The organism is Nocardioides sp. JS614 (assembly GCF_000015265.1).
Taxonomy (GTDB): domain Bacteria; phylum Actinomycetota; class Actinomycetes; order Propionibacteriales; family Nocardioidaceae; genus Nocardioides.
The window spans coordinates 1,013,512-1,031,688 of record NC_008699.1 but is presented as its reverse complement, the minus strand read 5'-3'; the positions used below and the strand labels follow the sequence as shown (position 1 = coordinate 1,031,688).

Annotated in this window: 20 protein-coding genes; 9 read left to right on the top strand and 11 right to left on the bottom strand. The window is 73.7% G+C overall.

Annotated elements, in window-relative coordinates:
• Nucleotides 1-14: 14 nt before the first annotated feature.
• Nucleotides 15-269: a hypothetical protein gene (locus NOCA_RS06415; RefSeq protein WP_041546297.1), complete on the bottom strand. Its 255-nt coding sequence runs from the start codon at nucleotides 267-269 to the stop codon at nucleotides 15-17.
• Nucleotides 270-315: 46 nt separating this feature from the next.
• Complete coding sequence (gene mca / locus NOCA_RS06410; RefSeq protein ID WP_011754452.1) at nucleotides 316-1,245, bottom strand: mycothiol conjugate amidase Mca; 930 nt, start codon at nucleotides 1,243-1,245, stop codon at nucleotides 316-318.
• A 30-nt stretch (nucleotides 1,246-1,275) separates the two neighbouring features.
• On the opposite strand from mca, the gene NOCA_RS06405 reads away from it, so the two are divergent.
• Both NOCA_RS06405 and greA read left to right on the top strand, forming a co-directional pair.
• Nucleotides 1,276-1,677, top strand: coding sequence for a DUF4307 domain-containing protein (locus tag NOCA_RS06405; RefSeq protein ID WP_041546295.1), 402 nt, complete (start codon nucleotides 1,276-1,278; stop codon nucleotides 1,675-1,677).
• A gap of 195 nt (nucleotides 1,678-1,872) precedes the next feature.
• Nucleotides 1,873-2,376 (top strand): transcription elongation factor GreA, encoded by a 504-nt coding sequence (greA, locus tag NOCA_RS06400; protein WP_011754451.1) that lies wholly within the window; start codon nucleotides 1,873-1,875, stop codon nucleotides 2,374-2,376.
• A gap of 10 nt (nucleotides 2,377-2,386) precedes the next feature.
• Here the strand turns inward: greA and ilvA are convergent, their stop codons facing one another.
• Genes ilvA through NOCA_RS06380 form a run of 4 tightly spaced genes read right to left on the bottom strand, consistent with a single transcriptional unit; the run spans nucleotide 2,387 to nucleotide 7,479 of the window.
• On the bottom strand, nucleotides 2,387-3,601 hold the full coding sequence (ilvA, locus tag NOCA_RS06395) for a threonine ammonia-lyase (RefSeq protein ID WP_011754450.1): 1,215 nt from the start codon (nucleotides 3,599-3,601) through the stop codon (nucleotides 2,387-2,389).
• On the bottom strand, nucleotides 3,594-4,952 hold the full coding sequence (locus NOCA_RS06390; RefSeq protein WP_011754449.1) for an AI-2E family transporter: 1,359 nt from the start codon (nucleotides 4,950-4,952) through the stop codon (nucleotides 3,594-3,596). Before NOCA_RS06390 ends, ilvA begins: the two co-directional genes overlap by 8 nt.
• 9 nt (nucleotides 4,953-4,961) lie before the next feature.
• Nucleotides 4,962-6,353 carry a glutamate mutase L gene (locus NOCA_RS06385; RefSeq protein ID WP_049774245.1) on the bottom strand — a complete coding sequence of 464 codons (1,392 nt, stop codon included), beginning with the start codon at nucleotides 6,351-6,353 and terminating at the stop codon, nucleotides 4,962-4,964.
• A complete protein-coding gene (locus tag NOCA_RS06380; protein ID WP_011754447.1) occupies nucleotides 6,316-7,479 on the bottom strand; it encodes a cystathionine gamma-synthase in 1,164 nt (387 codons plus the stop codon). The genes NOCA_RS06385 and NOCA_RS06380 overlap by 38 nt, the downstream gene beginning before the upstream one ends.
• 55 nt (nucleotides 7,480-7,534) lie before the next feature.
• Between NOCA_RS06380 and NOCA_RS25515 the strand changes: the two genes are divergently transcribed.
• The 3 genes from NOCA_RS25515 (at nucleotide 7,535) to msrA (ending at nucleotide 9,139) form a co-directional block, all read left to right on the top strand.
• Entirely contained in the window at nucleotides 7,535-7,813 is a 279-nt protein-coding gene (locus NOCA_RS25515; RefSeq protein WP_049774243.1) for a hypothetical protein, read from the top strand.
• Nucleotides 7,810-8,427, top strand: coding sequence for a DUF5995 family protein (locus tag NOCA_RS06375; RefSeq protein WP_049774242.1), 618 nt, complete (start codon nucleotides 7,810-7,812; stop codon nucleotides 8,425-8,427). The genes NOCA_RS25515 and NOCA_RS06375 overlap by 4 nt, the downstream gene beginning before the upstream one ends.
• A 67-nt stretch (nucleotides 8,428-8,494) precedes the next feature.
• The gene (msrA, locus tag NOCA_RS06370) at nucleotides 8,495-9,139 is read left to right on the top strand and encodes a peptide-methionine (S)-S-oxide reductase MsrA (RefSeq protein WP_011754446.1); all 645 of its coding nucleotides are present in this window, start codon (nucleotides 8,495-8,497) and stop codon (nucleotides 9,137-9,139) included.
• Nucleotides 9,140-9,205: 66 nt separating this feature from the next.
• On the opposite strand, the gene NOCA_RS06365 is transcribed toward msrA, so the two are convergent.
• Complete coding sequence (locus NOCA_RS06365) at nucleotides 9,206-9,832, bottom strand: TetR/AcrR family transcriptional regulator (RefSeq protein ID WP_011754445.1); 627 nt, start codon at nucleotides 9,830-9,832, stop codon at nucleotides 9,206-9,208.
• A 131-nt stretch (nucleotides 9,833-9,963) separates the two neighbouring features.
• On the opposite strand from NOCA_RS06365, the gene NOCA_RS06360 reads away from it, so the two are divergent.
• Nucleotides 9,964-11,091, top strand: coding sequence for an alpha/beta hydrolase family protein (locus NOCA_RS06360; RefSeq protein ID WP_011754444.1), 1,128 nt, complete (start codon nucleotides 9,964-9,966; stop codon nucleotides 11,089-11,091).
• Between the two features lie 19 nt (nucleotides 11,092-11,110).
• Here the strand turns inward: NOCA_RS06360 and NOCA_RS06355 are convergent, their stop codons facing one another.
• Complete coding sequence (locus tag NOCA_RS06355; protein ID WP_011754443.1) at nucleotides 11,111-11,743, bottom strand: class I SAM-dependent methyltransferase; 633 nt, start codon at nucleotides 11,741-11,743, stop codon at nucleotides 11,111-11,113.
• 131 nt (nucleotides 11,744-11,874) lie between these two features.
• Between NOCA_RS06355 and NOCA_RS06350 the strand changes: the two genes are divergently transcribed.
• A complete protein-coding gene (locus NOCA_RS06350; RefSeq protein ID WP_011754442.1) occupies nucleotides 11,875-12,231 on the top strand; it encodes a YciI family protein in 357 nt (118 codons plus the stop codon).
• A 27-nt stretch (nucleotides 12,232-12,258) separates the two neighbouring features.
• Here the strand turns inward: NOCA_RS06350 and NOCA_RS06345 are convergent, their stop codons facing one another.
• A complete protein-coding gene (locus NOCA_RS06345; RefSeq protein ID WP_011754441.1) occupies nucleotides 12,259-14,679 on the bottom strand; it encodes an ABC transporter permease in 2,421 nt (806 codons plus the stop codon).
• 5 nt (nucleotides 14,680-14,684) lie between these two features.
• Nucleotides 14,685-15,449, bottom strand: coding sequence for an ABC transporter ATP-binding protein (locus NOCA_RS06340; RefSeq protein WP_011754440.1), 765 nt, complete (start codon nucleotides 15,447-15,449; stop codon nucleotides 14,685-14,687).
• A gap of 217 nt (nucleotides 15,450-15,666) precedes the next feature.
• On the opposite strand from NOCA_RS06340, the gene NOCA_RS06335 reads away from it, so the two are divergent.
• Complete coding sequence (locus tag NOCA_RS06335) at nucleotides 15,667-15,939, top strand: PspC domain-containing protein (protein ID WP_041546291.1); 273 nt, start codon at nucleotides 15,667-15,669, stop codon at nucleotides 15,937-15,939.
• A gap of 106 nt (nucleotides 15,940-16,045) precedes the next feature.
• Nucleotides 16,046-16,516, top strand: coding sequence for a hypothetical protein (locus NOCA_RS06330; protein WP_011754438.1), 471 nt, complete (start codon nucleotides 16,046-16,048; stop codon nucleotides 16,514-16,516).
• Nucleotides 16,517-16,523: 7 nt separating this feature from the next.
• On the opposite strand, the gene NOCA_RS06325 is transcribed toward NOCA_RS06330, so the two are convergent.
• Nucleotides 16,524-18,110, bottom strand: a complete 1,587-nt coding sequence (locus tag NOCA_RS06325) for a phytoene desaturase family protein (RefSeq protein ID WP_011754437.1) — start codon at nucleotides 18,108-18,110, stop codon at nucleotides 16,524-16,526.
• Between the last annotated feature and the right edge of the window lie 67 nt (nucleotides 18,111-18,177).

Below are 18,177 nucleotides of genomic sequence, written 5' to 3'. Positions count from 1 at the left end.
GAGGAGTCGAGCCGTCAGGACTGCTGGTCGGCGGGCGTCTCGGCCGGAGCGTCGTCGTCGACGGGGCCGTAGACCCCGGCGGCCTTGGCCGCCTGCGCCTTGCGCAGCTGCTTGACCAGGCTGGAGCCGAGTAGCGCCACGGCCACGATCAGGCCGATGAAGATCCCGAACGCGAGCCAGCCCGCCTTGACGTCGTCGTCCTGGGGCACCTCGTCGGCGAGCGAGACCACGAAGGTCAGGAGGTCGGGAGCGAGGGTGAGCAGCTGCATGGCCACGATTGTCGCACTCCCCCCGCCCGCCGCCGACCGGCCCCGCTCAGCGCTGGTCGGTGATGCCGGCGAACAGGTCGTCCTCGGGGGGCGGGGCGGGCACGTGGCTCACGACCAGCTCGTAGTCCTCGGTCGGCCAGACCCGCTCCTGCAGCTCGCGCGGGATGGCGAACCAGAACCCGTCCGGGTCGATCTGGGTGGCGTGCGCGAGCAGCGCCTGGTCGCGCACCCCGAAGTAGTCCGCACACGGCACCCGGGTGGTGATCCGGGCATCCCACTCCGGCTCCGGCTTCCAGTCCTTGAGGCGCTCGGCGTACGGCGACTCCAGGCCGTGCTCACGCATCGCCTCGTCGATCGCCACCATCCGGGGCCGGTTGAAGGAGTGGTGGTAGTAGAGCTTGAGGACCTGCCAGGGCTCGCCCAGCTCGGGGAACCGCTCCGGGTCGGCGGCGGCCTCGAACGCCGCGACGCTGACCTGGTGGCACTTCACGTGGTCGGGGTGCGGGTAGCCCCCGCGCTCGTCGTACGTCGTCATCACGTGCGGGCGGAACTCCCGCACCAGGCGCACCAGCGGTGCGATCGCCTCCTCCAGCGGCACCAGCGCGAAGCAGCCGTCCGGCAGCGGCGGCTTCGGGTCCCCCTCGGGCCAGCCGGAGTCGACGAAGCCCAGCCAGTCCTGCCGGATCCCGAGGATGTCACGGGCCCGTTCCATCTCCTGGCGGCGGATCTCGGTGATGTTCGCCAGGATGTCGGGCCGGTCCATCTTCGGGTTCAGGATCGAGCCGCGCTCACCGCCGGTGCACGTCGCGACGTGGACGTCGACCCCCTCCGCGACGTAGCGCGCCGTCGTCGCGGCGCCCTTGGACGACTCGTCGTCGGGGTGGGCGTGGACGTGCATCAGGCGGAGGCCGGCGCGGGGGCCGTCGGGCGGTCGTGCCGGGCGGTGAGCCTGGTGGTGGGTGGGGTGCTGCGTCACCCGGCAATCCTAGGGTGGGACGATTCGGGGGTGAGCGCCCCGACCGACCTCGCCGACCGGTACGGCGCGCCCGCACCCTGGCGGCGGCGGGTCCTGCTCGGCGCCAGCGTGGCGCTGGCGGCGGCGTTCCTCGGCTGGCTGGGGTGGACCATCTGGGCCCAGTCGACCCCGGAGGTCGAGTCCGCGATGGTCGGCTACGACGTGGTCGGCGAGCACGAGGTCGCGGCGACCGTGCGCATCTCCCTGGCCGACGACGACGTCGAGGCGACGTGCCTGCTGCGCGCCTTCGCGGAGGACCACACTGTCGTCGGTGAGCTGTCGTTCACCCCGGCCACGAGCGGGCGCACCGAGCAGACCGTGCGCACCGAGCGGCGGGCGACCTCGGTCGAGCTGGTCGGGTGCACCGCACCCGGCCAGAACCGGCCGCGCTGAGCCCTCGACCGGGTCGTCGACCTGCGAACTCACGGGTCCGTTGTTAGACTCGACGACCTGATGTCCCGCAGGGCCGTCCAGGGAGAGGCCCCCGCGCGTATTCGCACACGCCCACACCCGGACGTTCCGGGGGGACATCCCCTGACCCGGCGGACGAGCTGGTCCGTCGTACCTCGAAGCAAGCAGGAGTACCCGATGACACAGGCAGCACAGCCGGGCACCGTCTGGCTGACCCAGGACGCCTACGACAAGCTGCGCGCCGAGCTGGAGAGCCTCAAGGGCCCGGTCCGCCAGGAGATCATCGCGCGCATCAGCTCCGCTCGCGACGAGGGCGACCTGAAGGAGAACGGCGCCTACCACGCCGCCCGCGAGGAGCAGGGCAAGGTCGAGGGGCGGATCCGCCAGCTCGAGGACGTGCTGCGCCGCGCCGAGGTCGGCGAGACCCCGCCGAACGACGGCGTCGTCGAGCCCGGGATGGTCGTCACCTACCGGTTCGTCGGCGACGCCGAGGACGAGGTCGAGACCTTCCTGCTCGGCGCTCGCGAGATCGAGCCCGAGGGGCTCACCGTCTACTCCCCCCAGTCCCCGCTCGGCTCGGCCATCAACGGCAAGGCGAAGGGCGACACCGTCAGCTACCTCGCGCCCAACGGCAAGGAGCTCCAGGTCGTCATCGTCGACGCCGTCCCCTACGAGGGGTGAGCGACCTCGGCTACTCGTACACGCGGTAGCCGCGCTCGCGCAGGCGCGCCAGCACCTGCGCGGTGTGCGGCTCCCCGCGGGTCTCGAGCTGGACGTGCACCTCGACCTCGTCGAGGTTCAGCGTGGGTGAGATCCGCTCGTGCGCGACCTCGAGCACGTTCGCTCCGACCGCGGAGATGTCGGTGAGCAGCTGCGCGAGCCCGCCCGGCAGGTCGGGGATGCAGACCCGTAGGTTCAGGTAGCGGCCGGCGGCCGCCATGCCGTGCCGGATCACCTTGCCGAGCAGCAGGGGGTCGATGTTGCCGCCCGAGAGCACGACCACCGCGGGGGTCGCGAAGATGTCCGGCCGGTCCAGCACGGCGGCGACCGCGGCCGCTCCGGCGGGCTCGACCAGCATCTTCGCGCGCTCCAGCACGGCCAGCACCGAGCGGGACAGCGAGTTCTCGGAGACCGTGACGATCTCGTCGACGTGGTCGCGCACCGCCGCGAAGGTGACCTGCCCCGGGAGGCCCACGGCGATGCCGTCGGCCATCGTCTTCATCGAGGTCAGGGCGACGGGGTGCCCCTCGGCGAGCGAGCCGGGGTACGCCGCGGCGCCGGCCGCCTGCACCCCGATCACCCGGACGTCGGGGCGCCGCGCCTTCACCGCGATCGCGACCCCCGCCAGCAGCCCACCACCGCCGGTGGGGACCAGCACCGTCTGCAGGTCGGGCGCCTGCTCGAGGATCTCGAGGCCGGCCGTGCCCTGGCCGGCGACGACGTCGGCGTGGTCGAAGGGGTGGATCAGCACCGCGCCGGTGCGCTCGGCGAACACGGTCGCCTCGGCCAGCGCGTCCTCGAGGTACCGGCCGTGGAAGAGCACCTCCGCGCCGTACCCGCGGGTCGCCTTCTCCTTGGGGATCGGCGCCCCCTCGGGCATGAAGACGGTGGCCTTGATGCCGAGCAGCTGCGCGGCCAGCGCCACGCCCTGCGCGTGGTTGCCCGCCGAGGCCGCCACGACCCCGCGGGCCCGCTCCTCGGGGGTGAGCCGGGAGATGCGCACGTAGGCGCCGCGGGGCTTGAAGGACCCGGTGCGCTGGAGGTTCTCGCACTTGAGCCACACCGGCCCGCCGGCGATCGCCGAGAGCCAGCGGGACTCCTCCATCGGGGTCTGGATCGCGACGCCGGCCAGGACCCGGCGGGCCTCCTCGATGTCGGCCAGCCCGACCGTCGGGACCTCAGTCATCACGCCCGTCCTCCTCCGGGACGTCCGCGGACGCGCCCATCTCCTCGTAGTCCTCCTCGAGCTCCTCGACCGGGTCGTCCTCCCCGATGTCGGTGCTGACGGCCAGGTGCTGGACGACGGCGTTCAGTGCCGCCGCCAGGGGTACGGCGACCAGCGCACCGGCGATCCCCGCGACCAGCACACCGCAGCCGATCGCGACGATCACGCCCAGCGGGTGCAGCGAGACCCAGCGGCCCATGAGGAACGGCTGCAGCACGTGCCCCTCGAGCTGCTGCACGAGGATCACCCCGCCGAGCATGAACAGCGCGGTGATCGGCCCCTGGTCGACCAGGGCGACGAGCACCGCGACGGTGCCGGCCACGGTGGCACCGACCATCGGCACGAACGCGCCGAGGAAGACCAGCACCCCGAGCGCGAGCACGAAGGGCAACCCCAGGATGCCGGCGACCACCATGATGCCCAGCGCGTCCACGGCCGCGACGATCACCGTCGCGCGCACGAACTGGGTGAGCGAGATCCACGCCACCCGGCCCGAGCTGTCGACGTGCTGCCGGGCGGCCCGCGGCGCCAACCGCACCATCCAGGCCCAGATCCGCTCCCCGTCGGCGAGGAAGAAGTAGGTCGAGAACAACACGATGAAGAGGCCCGCGAAGATGTGCCCGACCGCGGTGCCGACCTCGGTGACACTGCCGAGGTCGATCCCCTTGCCGGTGTTCTCCAGCCCGTCCTGAGCCCGCTGGATGTAGTCGTTGATCTGCGAGTCGCTGGCGTGCAGCGGCCCGTCGCGCAGCCAGTCCTTGATCTCGCCGAGGCCCTTGGCGGACTGGTCGGCCAGGTCCTGGGCGCCGGTCGCGACCTGTTGGCCCGCGAAGGTGAGCAACGCGACGACGAACGCGATCCCGGCGAGCACGACGAGCAGCGCGGCGAGCCCGCGCGGCAGCCCGACCCGGTGCAGGCCGTCGACCACCGGCACCACGAGCGCCGCGATCAGCAGCGCGACGATCAGCGGGATCGTCACCACGGCGAAGAAGGCGACCAGCCACAGCAGCACGTAGGCGGCTGCGGCGATCACCAGGAACCGCCACGCCCACGCCGCGGCGAGGTCGATCCCCCAGGGCACCTGGGCGCGGCTGAAGTTCGACGGCCCGGTGACGATCGGCGCCGGCTGCGCGCGCCGCTCGTCGCGCATCGTGGCCCATTGGTGGGCGATCCGGGAGGCGATGCCCTCCTCGGTGCCCTCGGGGTCCTCGGCGGGTCGCGGCCGCAGGCTGATCGAGGGCAGTCGACGCCGGCCCTGGGGGCGGGCCGCGGGCCGGTCCGGCACCGCGGGGCCGTCAGCGTCGTTGCTCACGGCGACAGGCTATCCAGCGTCGGGCCCGGTGAGCGTCATCGCGAGGCGGTACGCCGCCTCCGGGTGCGCCGCCGCGAGCAGCCCGGCCGCGGCCAGGACGTAGTCGTCGTCGACGACCACCCGCGGGTGGCTGGGCAGCTGCCAGCCGCCGCCGACGTCACCCGTGCTCCCGGCGAGCACCCGGCCGGCCACGCCGGGCCGGCCGTGGCGCAGCACGCCGCCGGAGCCGACCAGCAGCCCGACCCGGCGCAGGTCCTTGCCGGTGCGCTCGACGACCCGCCCCTCCGGGCTCAGCACCACCTTCGAGCGCCCGGCGTGGCGCCGCAGGGCGAGCCCGACGGCGGCTCGGGCGATCTGCTCGTCGGCGTCGCGCTCCGCGTCGGTGTCCGGCAGGAACGCCGGGTCGTCGTGACGCCGCCGGGCGGCGTCCGCGAGCTCCGGCAGGTCCGTGACGGTGCTCAGCGCGGACCAGCGCATCCCCAGGTCGCCCTCGACCGTGCGGGTGACCCGGGTGGTGGCGACCACCTCCCGGCCCACCGAGTCCGGGTCGAGCTCGACCACCGAGTGCACGTCGGTGGTGGCGCCGCCGACGTCGACCACCACGACGTCACCCACCCCGGTGGCGAGCACCTCGACGCCGGTGAGCACCACGTCGGGCGTGGCGCCGCGCACCATGCCGGCGAAGTCGGACCGGGCGCTCAGGTGCTTGCCGCCGATCACGTGGGCCAGGAACATCTCCCGCACGGCGGTCCGCGCCGACTCCGGGGCGAGCACCCCGATCTGCGGCACCACGTTGTCCGCCAGCACGTGCGGCACGGCGCCGAGGATCGCACCCACCTCGGCCCGCGCGTCGACGTTGCCGGCGACCACCACGGGGCCGGTCCAGCCGCCCGCGACCAGTCCGCGGGCCGCCTCGAGCAGGACCTCGCTGTTGCCGCCGTCGGTGCCGCCGGTGAGCAGCACGACGTCCGGCCGGGTCGTGTGGCTCAGGGTGCGCCAGGCCGCACTGTCGGCCGCACGGCTCGCGGCGGCCAGCACCGCGACGACCTTGCCGCCGCTGGAGAGCGCGACCCGGCGGCCGGCCTCGGCGGTCACCAGCTCCTCGTTGCCGACCACGGCGATCCGCAGGCCGCCGCCGGCGCTGGAGCAGGCCAGCACCTCGGCGGCCAGCGCCCGGGGATCTGCGTCGGCGAGGGCGGCCACGCACGCGTCGTACCCGTCCAAGATGTCGCCGGTCCCGTCGGGCCCGGGGAGCGTGGTGGCGTGCTCGGCCCGCGCGACGATCCGCCCGCACCGGAGGTCGACGAGGCCGGCCTTGGTGAACGTGGACCCGAAGTCCACGCAGAGCGCGACCTCGTCGCGCTCAGCCAAGCGCGCGCTCGAGGTCGGCGACCAGGTCATCGGCGGTCTCGATGCCGACGCTGAGCCGGACCAGGTCCGGCGGGACCTCCAGGTCGGTGCCGGCGACGCTGGCGTGGGTCATCCGGCCGGGGTGCTCGATCAGCGACTCGACGCCGCCGAGCGACTCGCCCAGCGTGAAGATCTCGGTGCGGTCGCACACCGCGAGCGCCTGCTCCTCCCCGCCGTGCACGCGGAAGGACACCATGCCGCCGAAGCGGCGCATCTGCCGCTGTGCGACCTCGTGGCCGGGGTGGGTCTCCAGGCCGGGGTAGATCACGTCGCCGACCGCGGGGTGGCTGGTGAGGAAGTCGACGACCCGCTCGGCGTTGTCGCAGTGCCGCTCCATGCGCAGCGCGAGCGTCTTCAGGCCGCGCAGGGTCAGCCAGGCGTCGAAGGGCCCCGCGACCGCGCCCATCGCGTTCTGGTGGAAGCCGACCCGCTCGGCGAGGTCGAGGTCCTTGACCACGAGGGCGCCGCCGACGACGTCGGAGTGCCCGCCGCAGTACTTGGTGGTCGAGTGTACGACGACGTCCGCGCCCAGGGTCAGCGGCTGCTGGAGGTACGGCGAGGCGAAGGTGTTGTCCACGACCAGCAGCGCCCCCGCGTCGTGGGCGACGGCGGCGAGCGCCTCGAGGTCGCCGATGTTCAGCAGCGGGTTGGTCGGGGTCTCGACCCAGACGAGCCGCGTCTCCCCGGGCCGGATCGCCGCGGCGACCGCCTCTGCGTCGGAGACCGGCGCTGGGCTGTGCGCCAGGCCCCAGACCTGCTCGACCTTGTCGAAGAGGCGGAAGGTGCCGCCGTACGCGTCGTCGGGGATCACCACGTGGTCACCGGGTCGGCACAGCGCCCGCACCAGGGTGTCCTCGGCCGCCAGGCCGGAGGCGAACGCGAAGCCGCGCTCCCCCTCCTCCAACGCCGCGATGTTCGCCTCGAGCGCGGTGCGGGTGGGGTTGGCGGAGCGGCTGTACTCGTACCCGCCGCGCAGGCCGCCCACCCCGTCCTGCTTGAAGGTGCTGGTCGCGTAGATCGGCGGGATGACCGCTCCGGTCGCGGCGTCGGGCTCGTACCCCGCGTGGATCGCACGCGTCTCGAAGCCGGACTTGGTCCGGTGCTGCTGGCTGCTCATGGTCCCGAGGCTAGCGAAGTCAGTAGCCCGACCCGGGCGGGGTCGTTGGGCGGGTATGCGACCCGTCTCGGTGCTGCTCCTGGTCGTCCTCCTCCTGCTGCCGGCGCGGGCCCTGGCGGACCCGGTGCCGCCGGTCGGGCCACAGCCGCTGGACCCGGTGATCGCGGCGCTGCCGGCGTACCCCGTGCCGCACACGCCGTACGCCGGGCGGATCTGCGCCGACGGCTCGCCCCGGTGCATCGACCACACCATCGCCCGGATGCGGGCGCGGCTGCACGACTACGCGGCGTCCTGCTCCCACCGGGCGGTCTTCAGCCTGGCTACCTGCGGGTGACGCAGAACGTGCGCGACGCGATCGACACCGGCTGGTTCGACGACCGGGTCTGGCTGGCCCAGGTCGACGCGGTCTTCGCCCACCTCTACTTCCGCACGCTCGACGCGTGGGAGGCCGGCGACACCGACCGCGTGCCGCTGGCGTGGCAGATCGCGCTGCGGGCCGAGGACGACCACGCGATGACCGGGCTCGGCAACTTCATGCTCGCGATGAACGCCCACATCAACCGCGACTTCGCCTACGTCCTGGCCCGCACCGGCCTGACCGCCGCCGACGGAACCACGCACAAGCCCGACCACGACGCCTACAACGCGCGGCTCGACTCGCTCTACGCGCCGGTCTTCGCCGAGGAGGCCCGGCGCTTCGACCCGGCCTTCGACGACATCGACGCCGGGCCGTTCGACGAGACCGCGGCGGGGGTCATCATGCGCGGCTGGCGGGAGGGGGTGTGGCGGCACGCGGAGGAGCTGGTGACCGCGCGCACCCGGCAGCAGCGCCAGGCCGTCGAGCAGCAGATCGAGGCGTACGCCGCGAGCCAGGCGCTGATGATCCGGGCGATGTTCGCCGGCACCGACCCCTCGACCCGCGATGCCTACTGCGCGGAGCACGGCTGACCGGGAACGCCACGGACTCGGCCGGTGTTGGAGACTGTGGATCGTCACTCCGACAGAAGGAGAGCCCGTGTTCCTCACCCGCAAGGCCCAGCTGGTCACCCCCGACCAGGCCCTTCCCGGCCGCAGCGAGCGCACCTTCGCGCTCCCGGAGCGGCACCGCGTCCTGGACGCGCCGGTCTTCACCGAGGAGATCCCTGCGGGCTACGAGGTCGCGCTGTTCGGCCTGGGCTGCTTCTGGGGCGCCGAGGAGATCTACTGGCAGGTCCCCGGCGTGTGGTCCACCTCGGTCGGCTACGCCGGCGGCACGACCCCGAACCCGTCGTACGAGGAGGTCTGCACCGGCGCGACCAACCACACCGAGGCCGTGCGGATCGTCTTCGACCCGGCGCGGGTCTCCTTCGCCGACCTGGTCAAGACGTTCTTCGAGGTGCACGACCCGACCCAGGGCTTCCGCCAGGGCAACGACGTCGGCACCCAGTACCGCTCCGCGATCTACTTCACCACCCCGGAGCAGGAGCGGGTCGCCCGCGAGCTCACCGAGGTGTACGGCGCGGAGCTGCGCCGCCGCCGCCTCGGGGACGTCACCACCGAGATCCGCGAGGCCCCGACGTACTACTACGCCGAGGACGTGCACCAGCAGTACCTCGCGAAGAACCCCAACGGCTACCGCTGCCACGCGAACACCGGGATCAAGTTCCCCGAGACCGCCTGACCTGCAGCGACGGGCCCCGCCGCCGGCGCGGGCCACGCGCAGCCGCTCACGGGTACGCCGACCCGGTCACCCGCTCTCGGAGGGGCCGAGCTCGCTGACCCACCCGCCGACCACGTCGAGGAGGGCGTCGATCGCCCCGTCGACGCGGTCGTGTTGGTCCGGTGTCGTGGACTGGAGCTCGAGGACGAGACCCCGTACGGCCGCGACGACGAGGGTGGCGCGGGCACGTGCGGCGTCGTCGGCGAAGCCGGCGGCACGCATCTGGTCCGCCAGGGGGTTCACCCAGTCCTCGGCGAGGTGGTCGAGGACGCCGCGGTAGGTGTCGGGTTCACGGATGGCGAGGACGAAGACCTCGAAGAACGTGGTCCACATGCCGCGGCGCTCGTCGGCGCTGAGCCACTGCCAGGTTGCGGTGATCTCGGAGCGGGCGACCGCGTCGAGGTGGGCAGGGTCGCTGCCGCCCACGGCGCTCGTGCGCCGGATCCGCTGGGCCAGCCGACTGAACAGTGCCTGGAGCAGCTCCGCGCGGCTGCCGAAGTGGTAGGTCAGCGTGTTGTGAGCGACGCCGAGCGCGTCGGCGAGGTTGCGGATGGACAGCCCCGCGAGACCGTGATCGATGACGTGGTCGACGGCGGCGTCCAGCAGGGCATCTCGGCGCTTGCTCCGGCCGCTCGCCTCGTGCACTCCGGTCACCGGCTCCTCCTTCCGCGGCCAGGGCTCGACTCCACCATAGGCAGGTCGTTGTACATACGTACAACGCTCGCGCCGACCGTCTTGTACGCTTGTACAACCAGCCGCCCAGCGCGACCGAGACAGGGAGATCCATGAGGGACCAGCACCTGCCCCCCGCCAGCGACTTCTACGCCTGGGACGACGACCTGGGCGAGACGCCGCGTGGCTCGGTCTTGAGGTCCGAGCCGCTGGAGGGCGCCCTCGGGGTCCCCGGTGCGCATCGCGCGGTCCGCCTGCTCTACGCCACCGTCGGGCACGACGGCCGGCCGGTGGCGGTCAGCGGCGTGCTGTACCTGCCCGCCGGTGCGGCGCCCGCGACGGGGTGGCCCGTGGTCTCCTACGCTCACGGCACCGTGGGGATCATCCCCGAGGCGGCGCCGTCGCTGCGGCCGATGGCCGAGGTGCTGGGTCACCCGGTGTGCGGCAGCACCCCGCGGTTCCTCGACGCGGGCTACGCCGTGGTGTGCACCGACTACGAAGGCCTGGGGGCAGCCGGACCCCACCCCTACCTGCACGGCCCCAGCCTCGCGGCCAGCCAGATCGACGCGGTCCGCGCGGCCCGGGAGACGCACCCCGAGTGCTCCGCGACCTGGGTGGCCGTCGGACAGTCGGAGGGCGGCCTCGCGACCCTGTTCACCGCCGCCGAGGCCACCGGCGTCGCACCCGAGCTGGACTACCGCGGCGCCGTGGCCACCGCCCCGCCTACCGAGTGGGACACGCTCTCTGCGGCCACGAGCGACTTCGGACGCATCCTCACCCCGCTCGTCCTCCACGCCGCCAGCTACCACGACCCCGACGTGGAGATCGAGGGTTGGCTCAACGCCGACGGCCGGGTCCTCCTGGACGCCTGGCGCACCAGCTACCTCCACGAACCAGGCACCGTCCTCGCCGTCTTCGCAGAGCTCATCGGGAAGCCGCTGCTCGCGCTGGGTCGTGGCGAGGCCAGTGATGCCGAGGCCGCCGCCCGGTTGGCCGCCACCGTGGACTTCCACGCCCTCGAGGTCCCCCGGGGACACTACGACCGCCCGCTCTTCCTCGCCGAGGGTGGGGCCGACGAGTTCTGCGTCCCCGGCACCGGGCAGCGCCTGGCCGAGGCCCTGCGGGACGCCGGCAACACCGTCGAGTACCACTTCTACGCCGACACCGGGCACCTCGACGTCCCCTACGCCGCCATCGAGGACTCGATGGCCTTCATCGCACGCCTCTTCGGCGACGCGTGACCCACGCGGGAGCGGCGAGTCAGCCTCGCCGCAGGCTCGCCCAGGTGAACTGCTGTTCGGCACCCCACGGCGTGCGGTGCACCTCGGTCTCGCCGCTCAGCAGCTCGAAGTCGGGCGCGAAGAGCTCCTGGATCGCCGCGACGTCGTGACGCGCGACCGGCAGGCCCGAACACTGCTCGGGCCCCTCCGGGCCGAACGTGCCGATGACCAGCACCCCGTTGGTGCGCACGGCCCGCGCGGCCGTGGCGACGTACCGCGCCTGCTGGCCGGGTTCGGTGAGGAAGTGGAAGACGGCCCGGTCGTGCCAGGCGTCGAAGCCACCGGCCGGGCGCCACTCCAGGACGTCGGACACCACGAAGCGGACGTCCGCCCGGTCCGCACGCTCCGCCACCCTGGCGCGAGTCCGCTCGAGCGCCGCCTCGGACACGTCGAGCGCCGTGACGGGCGACCAGCCGTCGTCGAGGAGCTCCTCGACCAGGGTGGAGGTGCCGGCGCCGACGTCGACCACCGCCCCCGGGACGGCGCCGGTCGCGGCGACGGCCTGCGCCAGCAACCGCACGGAGGTCCGCGCACGGGGCCGGTACCAGCTCGTCTCGACGTCCGCCTTGCTGGTGTAGACGGCGTCCCAGTGCCGGCTCCGGTCCGCAGTCATGGCGCCTCCTCCAGGCTCGTGCCGCGCACGCGCGTGCGAGGTTCGTGGCTCGACCGTGTCGCATCCGGCGTGCGCCGTTCGTAGCGTAGGCGAGGCGGGCGCCGGGTCCGCCGCCGAGGCGAGGAGCAGCCGTGACCGAGTACCTCATCTACTTCAACCAGCAGTGGGTGGGCGACCACTCCGAGGAGTGGTTCCATTCGCGCGCACCGCTCGCGATGGCGGTCATCGACGAGATCAAGGCGGCGGGTCAGTACGTCTTCGCCGGCGGCCTCGAGGAGACCGAGCCGGCGTTCAGCGCCGACGCGACCAGCGGCACGGTCATCTTCACCGACGGGCCGTTCTCCGAGACCAAGGAGTGGCTGGGCGGGCTCACCGTGGTGGACGTGCCCGACCAGGCGACCGCCAGGAAGTGGGCCGGCCGGATCGCCGAGGCGTGCGGGTGGCCACAGGAGGTACGCCGGTTCGGGCGGGCGCCCGACAGCCGCTGATCGCATCCTGCACCCTGCCGCGCGCCCTCACTCCATGACGCGCAGCGCGGCCGGGATGTCGGTGCGCAGCATCCGGCGCAGCGTGAAGACCGGAGCCAGCGCAACCGTGACGACCCCGAGGCCGAGCGCGGCGAGCAGCGTCGTGCTCGAGAGGGTCGCGCTGACCCCGATCTCCGGCATCACCTCGGCGATGGTGGTCGCCGTCATCCAGCGCAGCACGAGGTAGCCGCCGGCGATGCCGGTGACCGCGCCGAGCGCCCCGACGACGACGGTCTCCACCGCCGTCATCCCCATGACGGTGCGCACCGGCAGCCCGAACGCCAGCATCGTGGCGTGCTCCCGCGTGCGCTCGTCGACCGCGATGCTCGTGGTGTTGAAGGCGATCAGCAGCGCCAGGAGCAGGGTGGTGAGTGCGGCGACGTTCAGGATCCCCACGAACTCGTCGAGGGTCGCGCGCATCCCGTCGACGGCGGCCTGGGGGGTCTGCGCCGAAGCCACGTGTGGCACACCGAGGAGCGCACGCCGGACGTCGTCCGGGCTGTGCCCGGCGGCCGGAGTGACGCTGAGGACGTTCACCGTACCCGCCAGGCCGAACGCGTCCGCGGACGCCGGGTCGAGGTAGGCGAAGACCCGCAGGGGGTTCGGGTGCAGCCCCGCCACCGTCATCGTGGTCCGCACCGTCCGCAGCCCGGTCGGTGTCATCTCGGGGTGGTCGACCACCACCTCGTCGCCGACGCCGACCCCGAGGTCCGTGGCCGCTTCCTCCGCCAGCAGAAGCCCACCGCTCCGTGCCCCTCCGGTCAGCGTGGGCTGCCACCGAGCGTCGTCGGGCAGGACGTCCACCAGCAGCTCGAGGTCGGCGCCCTCGGGGTCGGCGACCGCGGGCATCCGCAGGCCCGATTCGACGGCGTCCACCTCGGGCAGCCGCTCCACGGCACGGACGACGTCGCCGGCGAGCGGCTGGAAGGTGTCCAGGGCGACGCTGACCCGGTCGGGCGCCGCGTGCATCATCTCGGACTCGGCTCGGTCGAGCGTCGCGCCGAAGGTGTCGAGCAGCCCCAGGGTCGTGACCAGCGTGGTGATCGCGGACGCGATGCCGAGGACCGTGAGCGCTGTACGCCGGGGCGTGCGCAGCACGTTGCGCAGCGGGATCTGGCGGTAGCCGCGGCCGGGCAGCCGCAATCGCCCGACCAGGGGCGCGAGCCCGTTGCCCCGGCCCGCGAGGTGGCCCACCCGGATCGCCTCGACCGGCTGCACCCGCACCGCCCGCCACACCGGCCAGGCGATCGCCACGAACGGCAGCAGCAGGCCGAGCGCGGCCGCCTGCGCGAACACGTCGGTCTGCAGCGGGGTGCGCCAGATCGGCAGTGGCAGCATGTCGATGAACACGCTGCGCAGCGGGATCGAGATCGCCCACCCGACGAGCAGCCCGAGCAGTACGCCGAGGATCGCCACCTGGGTGCCGAAGAGCAGCGGCCGGACGGCCAGCCGGCGGGTCGGCACGCCCAGCGCCATGCCGATGCCGATCTCCCTGCGCTGCGCCTCGACGACCCGGGTGGTGAGGTTCAGCGACGCGAAGGCGGCCCCGACGAGGACCAGCAACGCGACGATCCGCCACAGCTGCTCGTCGCCCTCGATGTCGTCGTACAGCACCCGGTAGGCGTCGATGTCGTCGCGCGTGGTGACATCGGCGGCCAGGGGTGGACTCGTCGACCCGAGCGCCGCGGCCAGCGCACCGCCGACGGCGTCGCGGTCCGCGCCCGGACGGAGGGTCAGCACCAGGTCGTTGACCTGTCCCGTCGCGCCGGTCGCGCCCTGCACGGTGTGCAGCGACGCGAACAGCACGCCGTACCCCTTCTGGGTCAGGAACGGCAGGCCGCCCTCACCGCCGGTGACGATGAAGTACTCCGGGGACTGGCCGCGGCCCACGACCTCCAGCCGGGCGCCTCCGGAGACCGTCACCTCACTCCCGACCGGCAGGCCGTTCTCGGCCGCGAACGAGTCCTCGGCGACCACGGTCGCCGCGCCGTCGTCGGTGAGGCCGCGCCCCTGGGTCACGTAGACCCCGTCGACGTCCGCGCCGGGCCGGGTATCGGTGCCGACGAGTTCTCCCGGGACGAGCAGGCCGCCGGGACCGGCGATCTGCGTCGGTACGATGAGCCGCTCCCGCGCGGCGGTGACGTCGCCCGCGCGGTCCAGCCCGGTCACCACCTCCAGCAGCCGGCCCTCGGTGGTAGTGCTGCCGCTGGGCAGGGTGACCCGGAGGTCGTGGGTGTCCAGCAGCGCGAAGCTCGCGTCGTTCGATTGCGTGCGCCACGCGGAGGTGCTCAGCAGACCGGCGTAGGTGCCGGTGCCGAGCGCGATCACCAGCGCGATCGCCGTCACCACCGGCCAGCGCCGGCGCAGGTCGCGCCACGACCAACGGATCCACAGCCCGGTCCGTGCCATCGCGACTACCAGTGCAGGTCCGCGATCGCGGCCGGACCGCCCGGGGGCGCGCCGTCGGCGACGATCCGGCCGCTCGACAGCTCGATCACCCGGTCGGCCACGCGCGAGATCTCGCGGTTGTGCGTCACGACGATCACGGTCTTCCCCGCCTCCGCCTGGGCGCGCAGGAGCTCCAGGATCTGTACGCCGGTGCGGAAGTCCAGCTCGCCGGTGGGCTCGTCCGCCAGCAGGATCGGGTTGCCGGTCGCCAGCGCCCGCGCGATCGCGACCCGCTGCTGCTCGCCGCCGGAGAGCTGGTGCGCGAAGTGGCTGCCCCGGTCACCCAGCCCGACCTGGTCGAGCACCTCGCGCGCCACCGACTCCGCGGCCGGGCGGCCGGCGACGTCCGCGCCGAACTGCACGTTCTCCAGGGCGGTGAGCCCGGGAAACAGGTTGAAGCTCTGGAAGATGAAGCTGACCGTGCTGCGGCGCACGCGGGTCCGCTCGGCCCGCGACGCGCCGGTCAGCTCCACCCCGGCCAGGCGCACGGTGCCGGCCGTGGGTGCGTCCAGGGCGCCGATCAGGTTGAGCAGGGTCGTCTTCCCGGAGCCCGAGGCGCCGAGCACGACGACGAAGGCCGACTCGTCGACATGGAGGAACACGTCGTCGAGGGCCTTGACCACACTGTCGCCGACCACGAAGTAGCGACAGACGTCGTCGAGGTCGATCCGGGTGCCCTCGCTGCCCACGCGGGCGTCGACAGCAGGGCGGGGCTCCGCAACCCCAGCCATCCCCCGAGCCTCCCGCGGGAGGCCGGTGGACGGCAGAGCACAACGGCCCGGGTCCGCCGGGAATCGGGTCCGAGCGGAGCGGCTCGACCCTGACGCCCCGCGGCCGGGATCAGGGTCCGGGCAGGGCAGCACCTGATGTGCCGCACTGGCCCGGCGGCGCACAGTGGAGGTACCGGGGAGAGGCCCCGGACCACCACCGCAGAGGAAGTGCCGCACCATGAACGACATCCACCAGACCTTCGCCCGGAACGGCCTGATCCGGCCGCGCGACCGGCGGGTGCTCGGCGGCGTGTGCTCCGGCCTGGGCCGGCGCATCGGCCTCGACCCGTGGCCGGCGCGGCTGCTGTTCCTGCTGGCGCTGATGGTGCTGCCCGGCAGCCAGCTCCTGGTCTACCCGATCCTGTGGATCCTGATGCCAGCCGAGGAGGACGTCGCGTACCTCCGGCCGACCCCGCCGACCGCACCGGCGCCTCCCGCCCAGGCCGGCTGAGCGCGAGCCCGCGGGACCTGCCCGATCGGGCAGGTCCCGACCCCTCAAGAAGCGCGGTCCCCCGGCCGATGTTGCGACTGTCGGGACAACTCTGAGAGGACCAAGCATGAGACAGATCACGCGCGCGCTCGCGGCCTCGGCCGCCACGCTCGTGCTCGCCGCCGGTGCAGCCGGTCTGGTGACCACCGCCCAGGCCGACGAGACGGCGCCCGCGCCGAGCGCCCCTTGCGCCAGGCAGACCGCCCAGGTCGAGAAGGCGGAGCAGGCCCTCGCGCGGGTGACGGCGGTCTTCGAGCGCAAGCAGGCCGCGGTCGACGAGGCCGAGACCGACCTCGCCGAGGCGACCACGGGCAGGGAGCGGGCCGCCGCGAAGAACGCGCTCCGCAAGGCCGAGGCCGCCGAGGCCAAGGTCGCCAAGGTCAAGAAGGCGCAGCAGATGCGGCTGACCAAGGCCCAGCAGCGGCTCGACAAGTGCCTCGCCGGGCAGTCGCCCACCGAGACCCCGACAGACACCCCGACGGACACCCCGACGGACACCCCGACGACTCCGGTCGCGGACCCGTCGGTCACCCCCTGACCGGTCCTCAGCGGCGGACCAGGAAGCGCGCCCGGCGGTGGGCGAGCGCGGCGCGGGCGGCATTCGTGCCGGGCGCGCCGTGCACGCCGCCGCCGGGGTGCGCAGCCGCTGAGCCGAGGTAGAGCCCGCGCACGGGCGTCTCGGCCCGCCCGAGGCCGGGCACCGGACGGAACACCAGCTGCTGGTGCAGCTGCGCCGTACCCCCGTTGAGGCCACCGCCCACGAGGTTGGCGTCGCGGGCCTCCAGCTCGTGCGGCCCGAGCACCCGGCGGGCGAGCACCCGGTCGCCGAACCCGGGCGCGAGACCCTCGATGCGGGCCTGCATCCGGTCGGCGAAGCGCTCGCAGTCCGTCTCGTCCCACACGCCGCGGATGGTCCCGTCCCCGGCGTCGTGCGCCGTCTGCTGCGGCACGTGCGTGTAGGCCCACATCGACTCGGTCCCCGCCGGCGAGCGGGTGGGGTCGGTCGTGGTCATCTGGCCGGCGAGCAGGAACGGCGCCGCCGGGATCGTCCGCGACGCGACCTGGTGCAGGGCCGCACCGATCTCCTCGACCGAGTCGGCGACGTGCACGGTCCCCGGGTCGTACGCCGGAGGCACCCACCACGGGACCGGTCCGGACAGGGCCCAGTCCACCTTCACCGTCCGGGGGTCCATCTCGAAGGACCGCATCCCGGCGCGGGTCCGGGCGGGGAGCGCCTCGGCCGGTAGCAGGCGGCCGTAGAGGCTCGGCGCCGACACGTCGGCGATCACCGCGTGGCCCGCGGCGTACCGCTCCCCGGCCGCCGTCCGCACCGCGACGGCACGCCCGCCCGCCACCTCGATCGCCGTGACCTCGCTGGCGCAGTGGATCTCGGCGCCCTTCGCCCGCAGCCGGGCGGCGAGCGCCTGCGCGAAGTGCCCGGCGCCACCGACCGGGACGGGGAAGCCCACGGTCTGGCCGAGCATGGTCAGCAGCAGCGCCATCAGGCCGGAGCCGGGCGAGGTGAGCGGGATGTCGGCGTGCCCGGCGTTGCCGGCCAGCAGGATCCGCGGCGCCGCGCCCCCGAACCGGTGCCGACCCAGGTCGGCGGCCGGGGTGAGCAGCTCCCGGACGAAGCGCAGGCCGCCGACCGAGCGCAGCCGCGCCAGCACCGAGAGCCCCGGCCGCACCGGCGGGAACGGGGTCAGCAGCGCGTCCACGATCGCGCCGCCGATCCGGTCCCAGTCCCCGCACAGCTCGAGCCAGGCCGCGCCGTCGCCGGGGTGCTGGGCGTCCATCAGGCCGGCGGTGACCTCGCGGTCGCGGTGCAGGAGGGCCCAGGCGCCGGCCGGAAGCTGGTGGCCGAGGACGGCGGGCGCGTGCGTCCAGCGCAGCCCGTGCTCCTCCAGCGCGAACCCCTGGATGGCGCGCGACACCGCGGCGAGCGGGTAGAACGCGCTGAACGTGTCGTGGACGAAGTCCGGGTGCACCTCACGGTCGCTGGCGACGGCGCCGCCGACGTCCGGCTGGGCCTCCAGCACGAGCACCGACCACCCGCGGTCGACCAGGTGGTTGGCGGCGACCAGCCCGTTGGGCCCGGCGCCGACGACCACGGCGTCGTACTCCTGGCTCACCGCTCGACGGTACCCGGCGACGTCCGCCCCATGCAGCGCGGCGGCGCAGCGGCCGCTTCGGTCGCCG

What these genes read in the sequence shown, in the direction of transcription:
- NOCA_RS06415 (WP_041546297.1), bottom strand. Translation starts at nt 269, where the DNA reads ATGCAGCTGCTCACCCTCGCTCCCGACCTCCTGACCTTCGTGGTCTCG.
- greA (WP_011754451.1), top strand. Translation starts at nt 1,873, where the DNA reads ATGACACAGGCAGCACAGCCGGGCACCGTCTGGCTGACCCAGGACGCC.
- ilvA (WP_011754450.1), bottom strand. Translation starts at nt 3,601, where the DNA reads ATGACTGAGGTCCCGACGGTCGGGCTGGCCGACATCGAGGAGGCCCGC.
- NOCA_RS06385 (WP_049774245.1), bottom strand. Translation starts at nt 6,353, where the DNA reads ATGACCTGGTCGCCGACCTCGAGCGCGCGCTTGGCTGAGCGCGACGAG.
- NOCA_RS06380 (WP_011754447.1), bottom strand. Translation starts at nt 7,479, where the DNA reads ATGAGCAGCCAGCAGCACCGGACCAAGTCCGGCTTCGAGACGCGTGCG.
- NOCA_RS25515 (WP_049774243.1), top strand. Translation starts at nt 7,535, where the DNA reads ATGCGACCCGTCTCGGTGCTGCTCCTGGTCGTCCTCCTCCTGCTGCCG.
- NOCA_RS06360 (WP_011754444.1), top strand. Translation starts at nt 9,964, where the DNA reads ATGAGGGACCAGCACCTGCCCCCCGCCAGCGACTTCTACGCCTGGGAC.
- NOCA_RS06355 (WP_011754443.1), bottom strand. Translation starts at nt 11,743, where the DNA reads ATGACTGCGGACCGGAGCCGGCACTGGGACGCCGTCTACACCAGCAAG.
- NOCA_RS06345 (WP_011754441.1), bottom strand. Translation starts at nt 14,679, where the DNA reads ATGGCACGGACCGGGCTGTGGATCCGTTGGTCGTGGCGCGACCTGCGC.
- NOCA_RS06340 (WP_011754440.1), bottom strand. Translation starts at nt 15,449, where the DNA reads ATGGCTGGGGTTGCGGAGCCCCGCCCTGCTGTCGACGCCCGCGTGGGC.
- NOCA_RS06335 (WP_041546291.1), top strand. Translation starts at nt 15,667, where the DNA reads ATGAACGACATCCACCAGACCTTCGCCCGGAACGGCCTGATCCGGCCG.
- NOCA_RS06330 (WP_011754438.1), top strand. Translation starts at nt 16,046, where the DNA reads ATGAGACAGATCACGCGCGCGCTCGCGGCCTCGGCCGCCACGCTCGTG.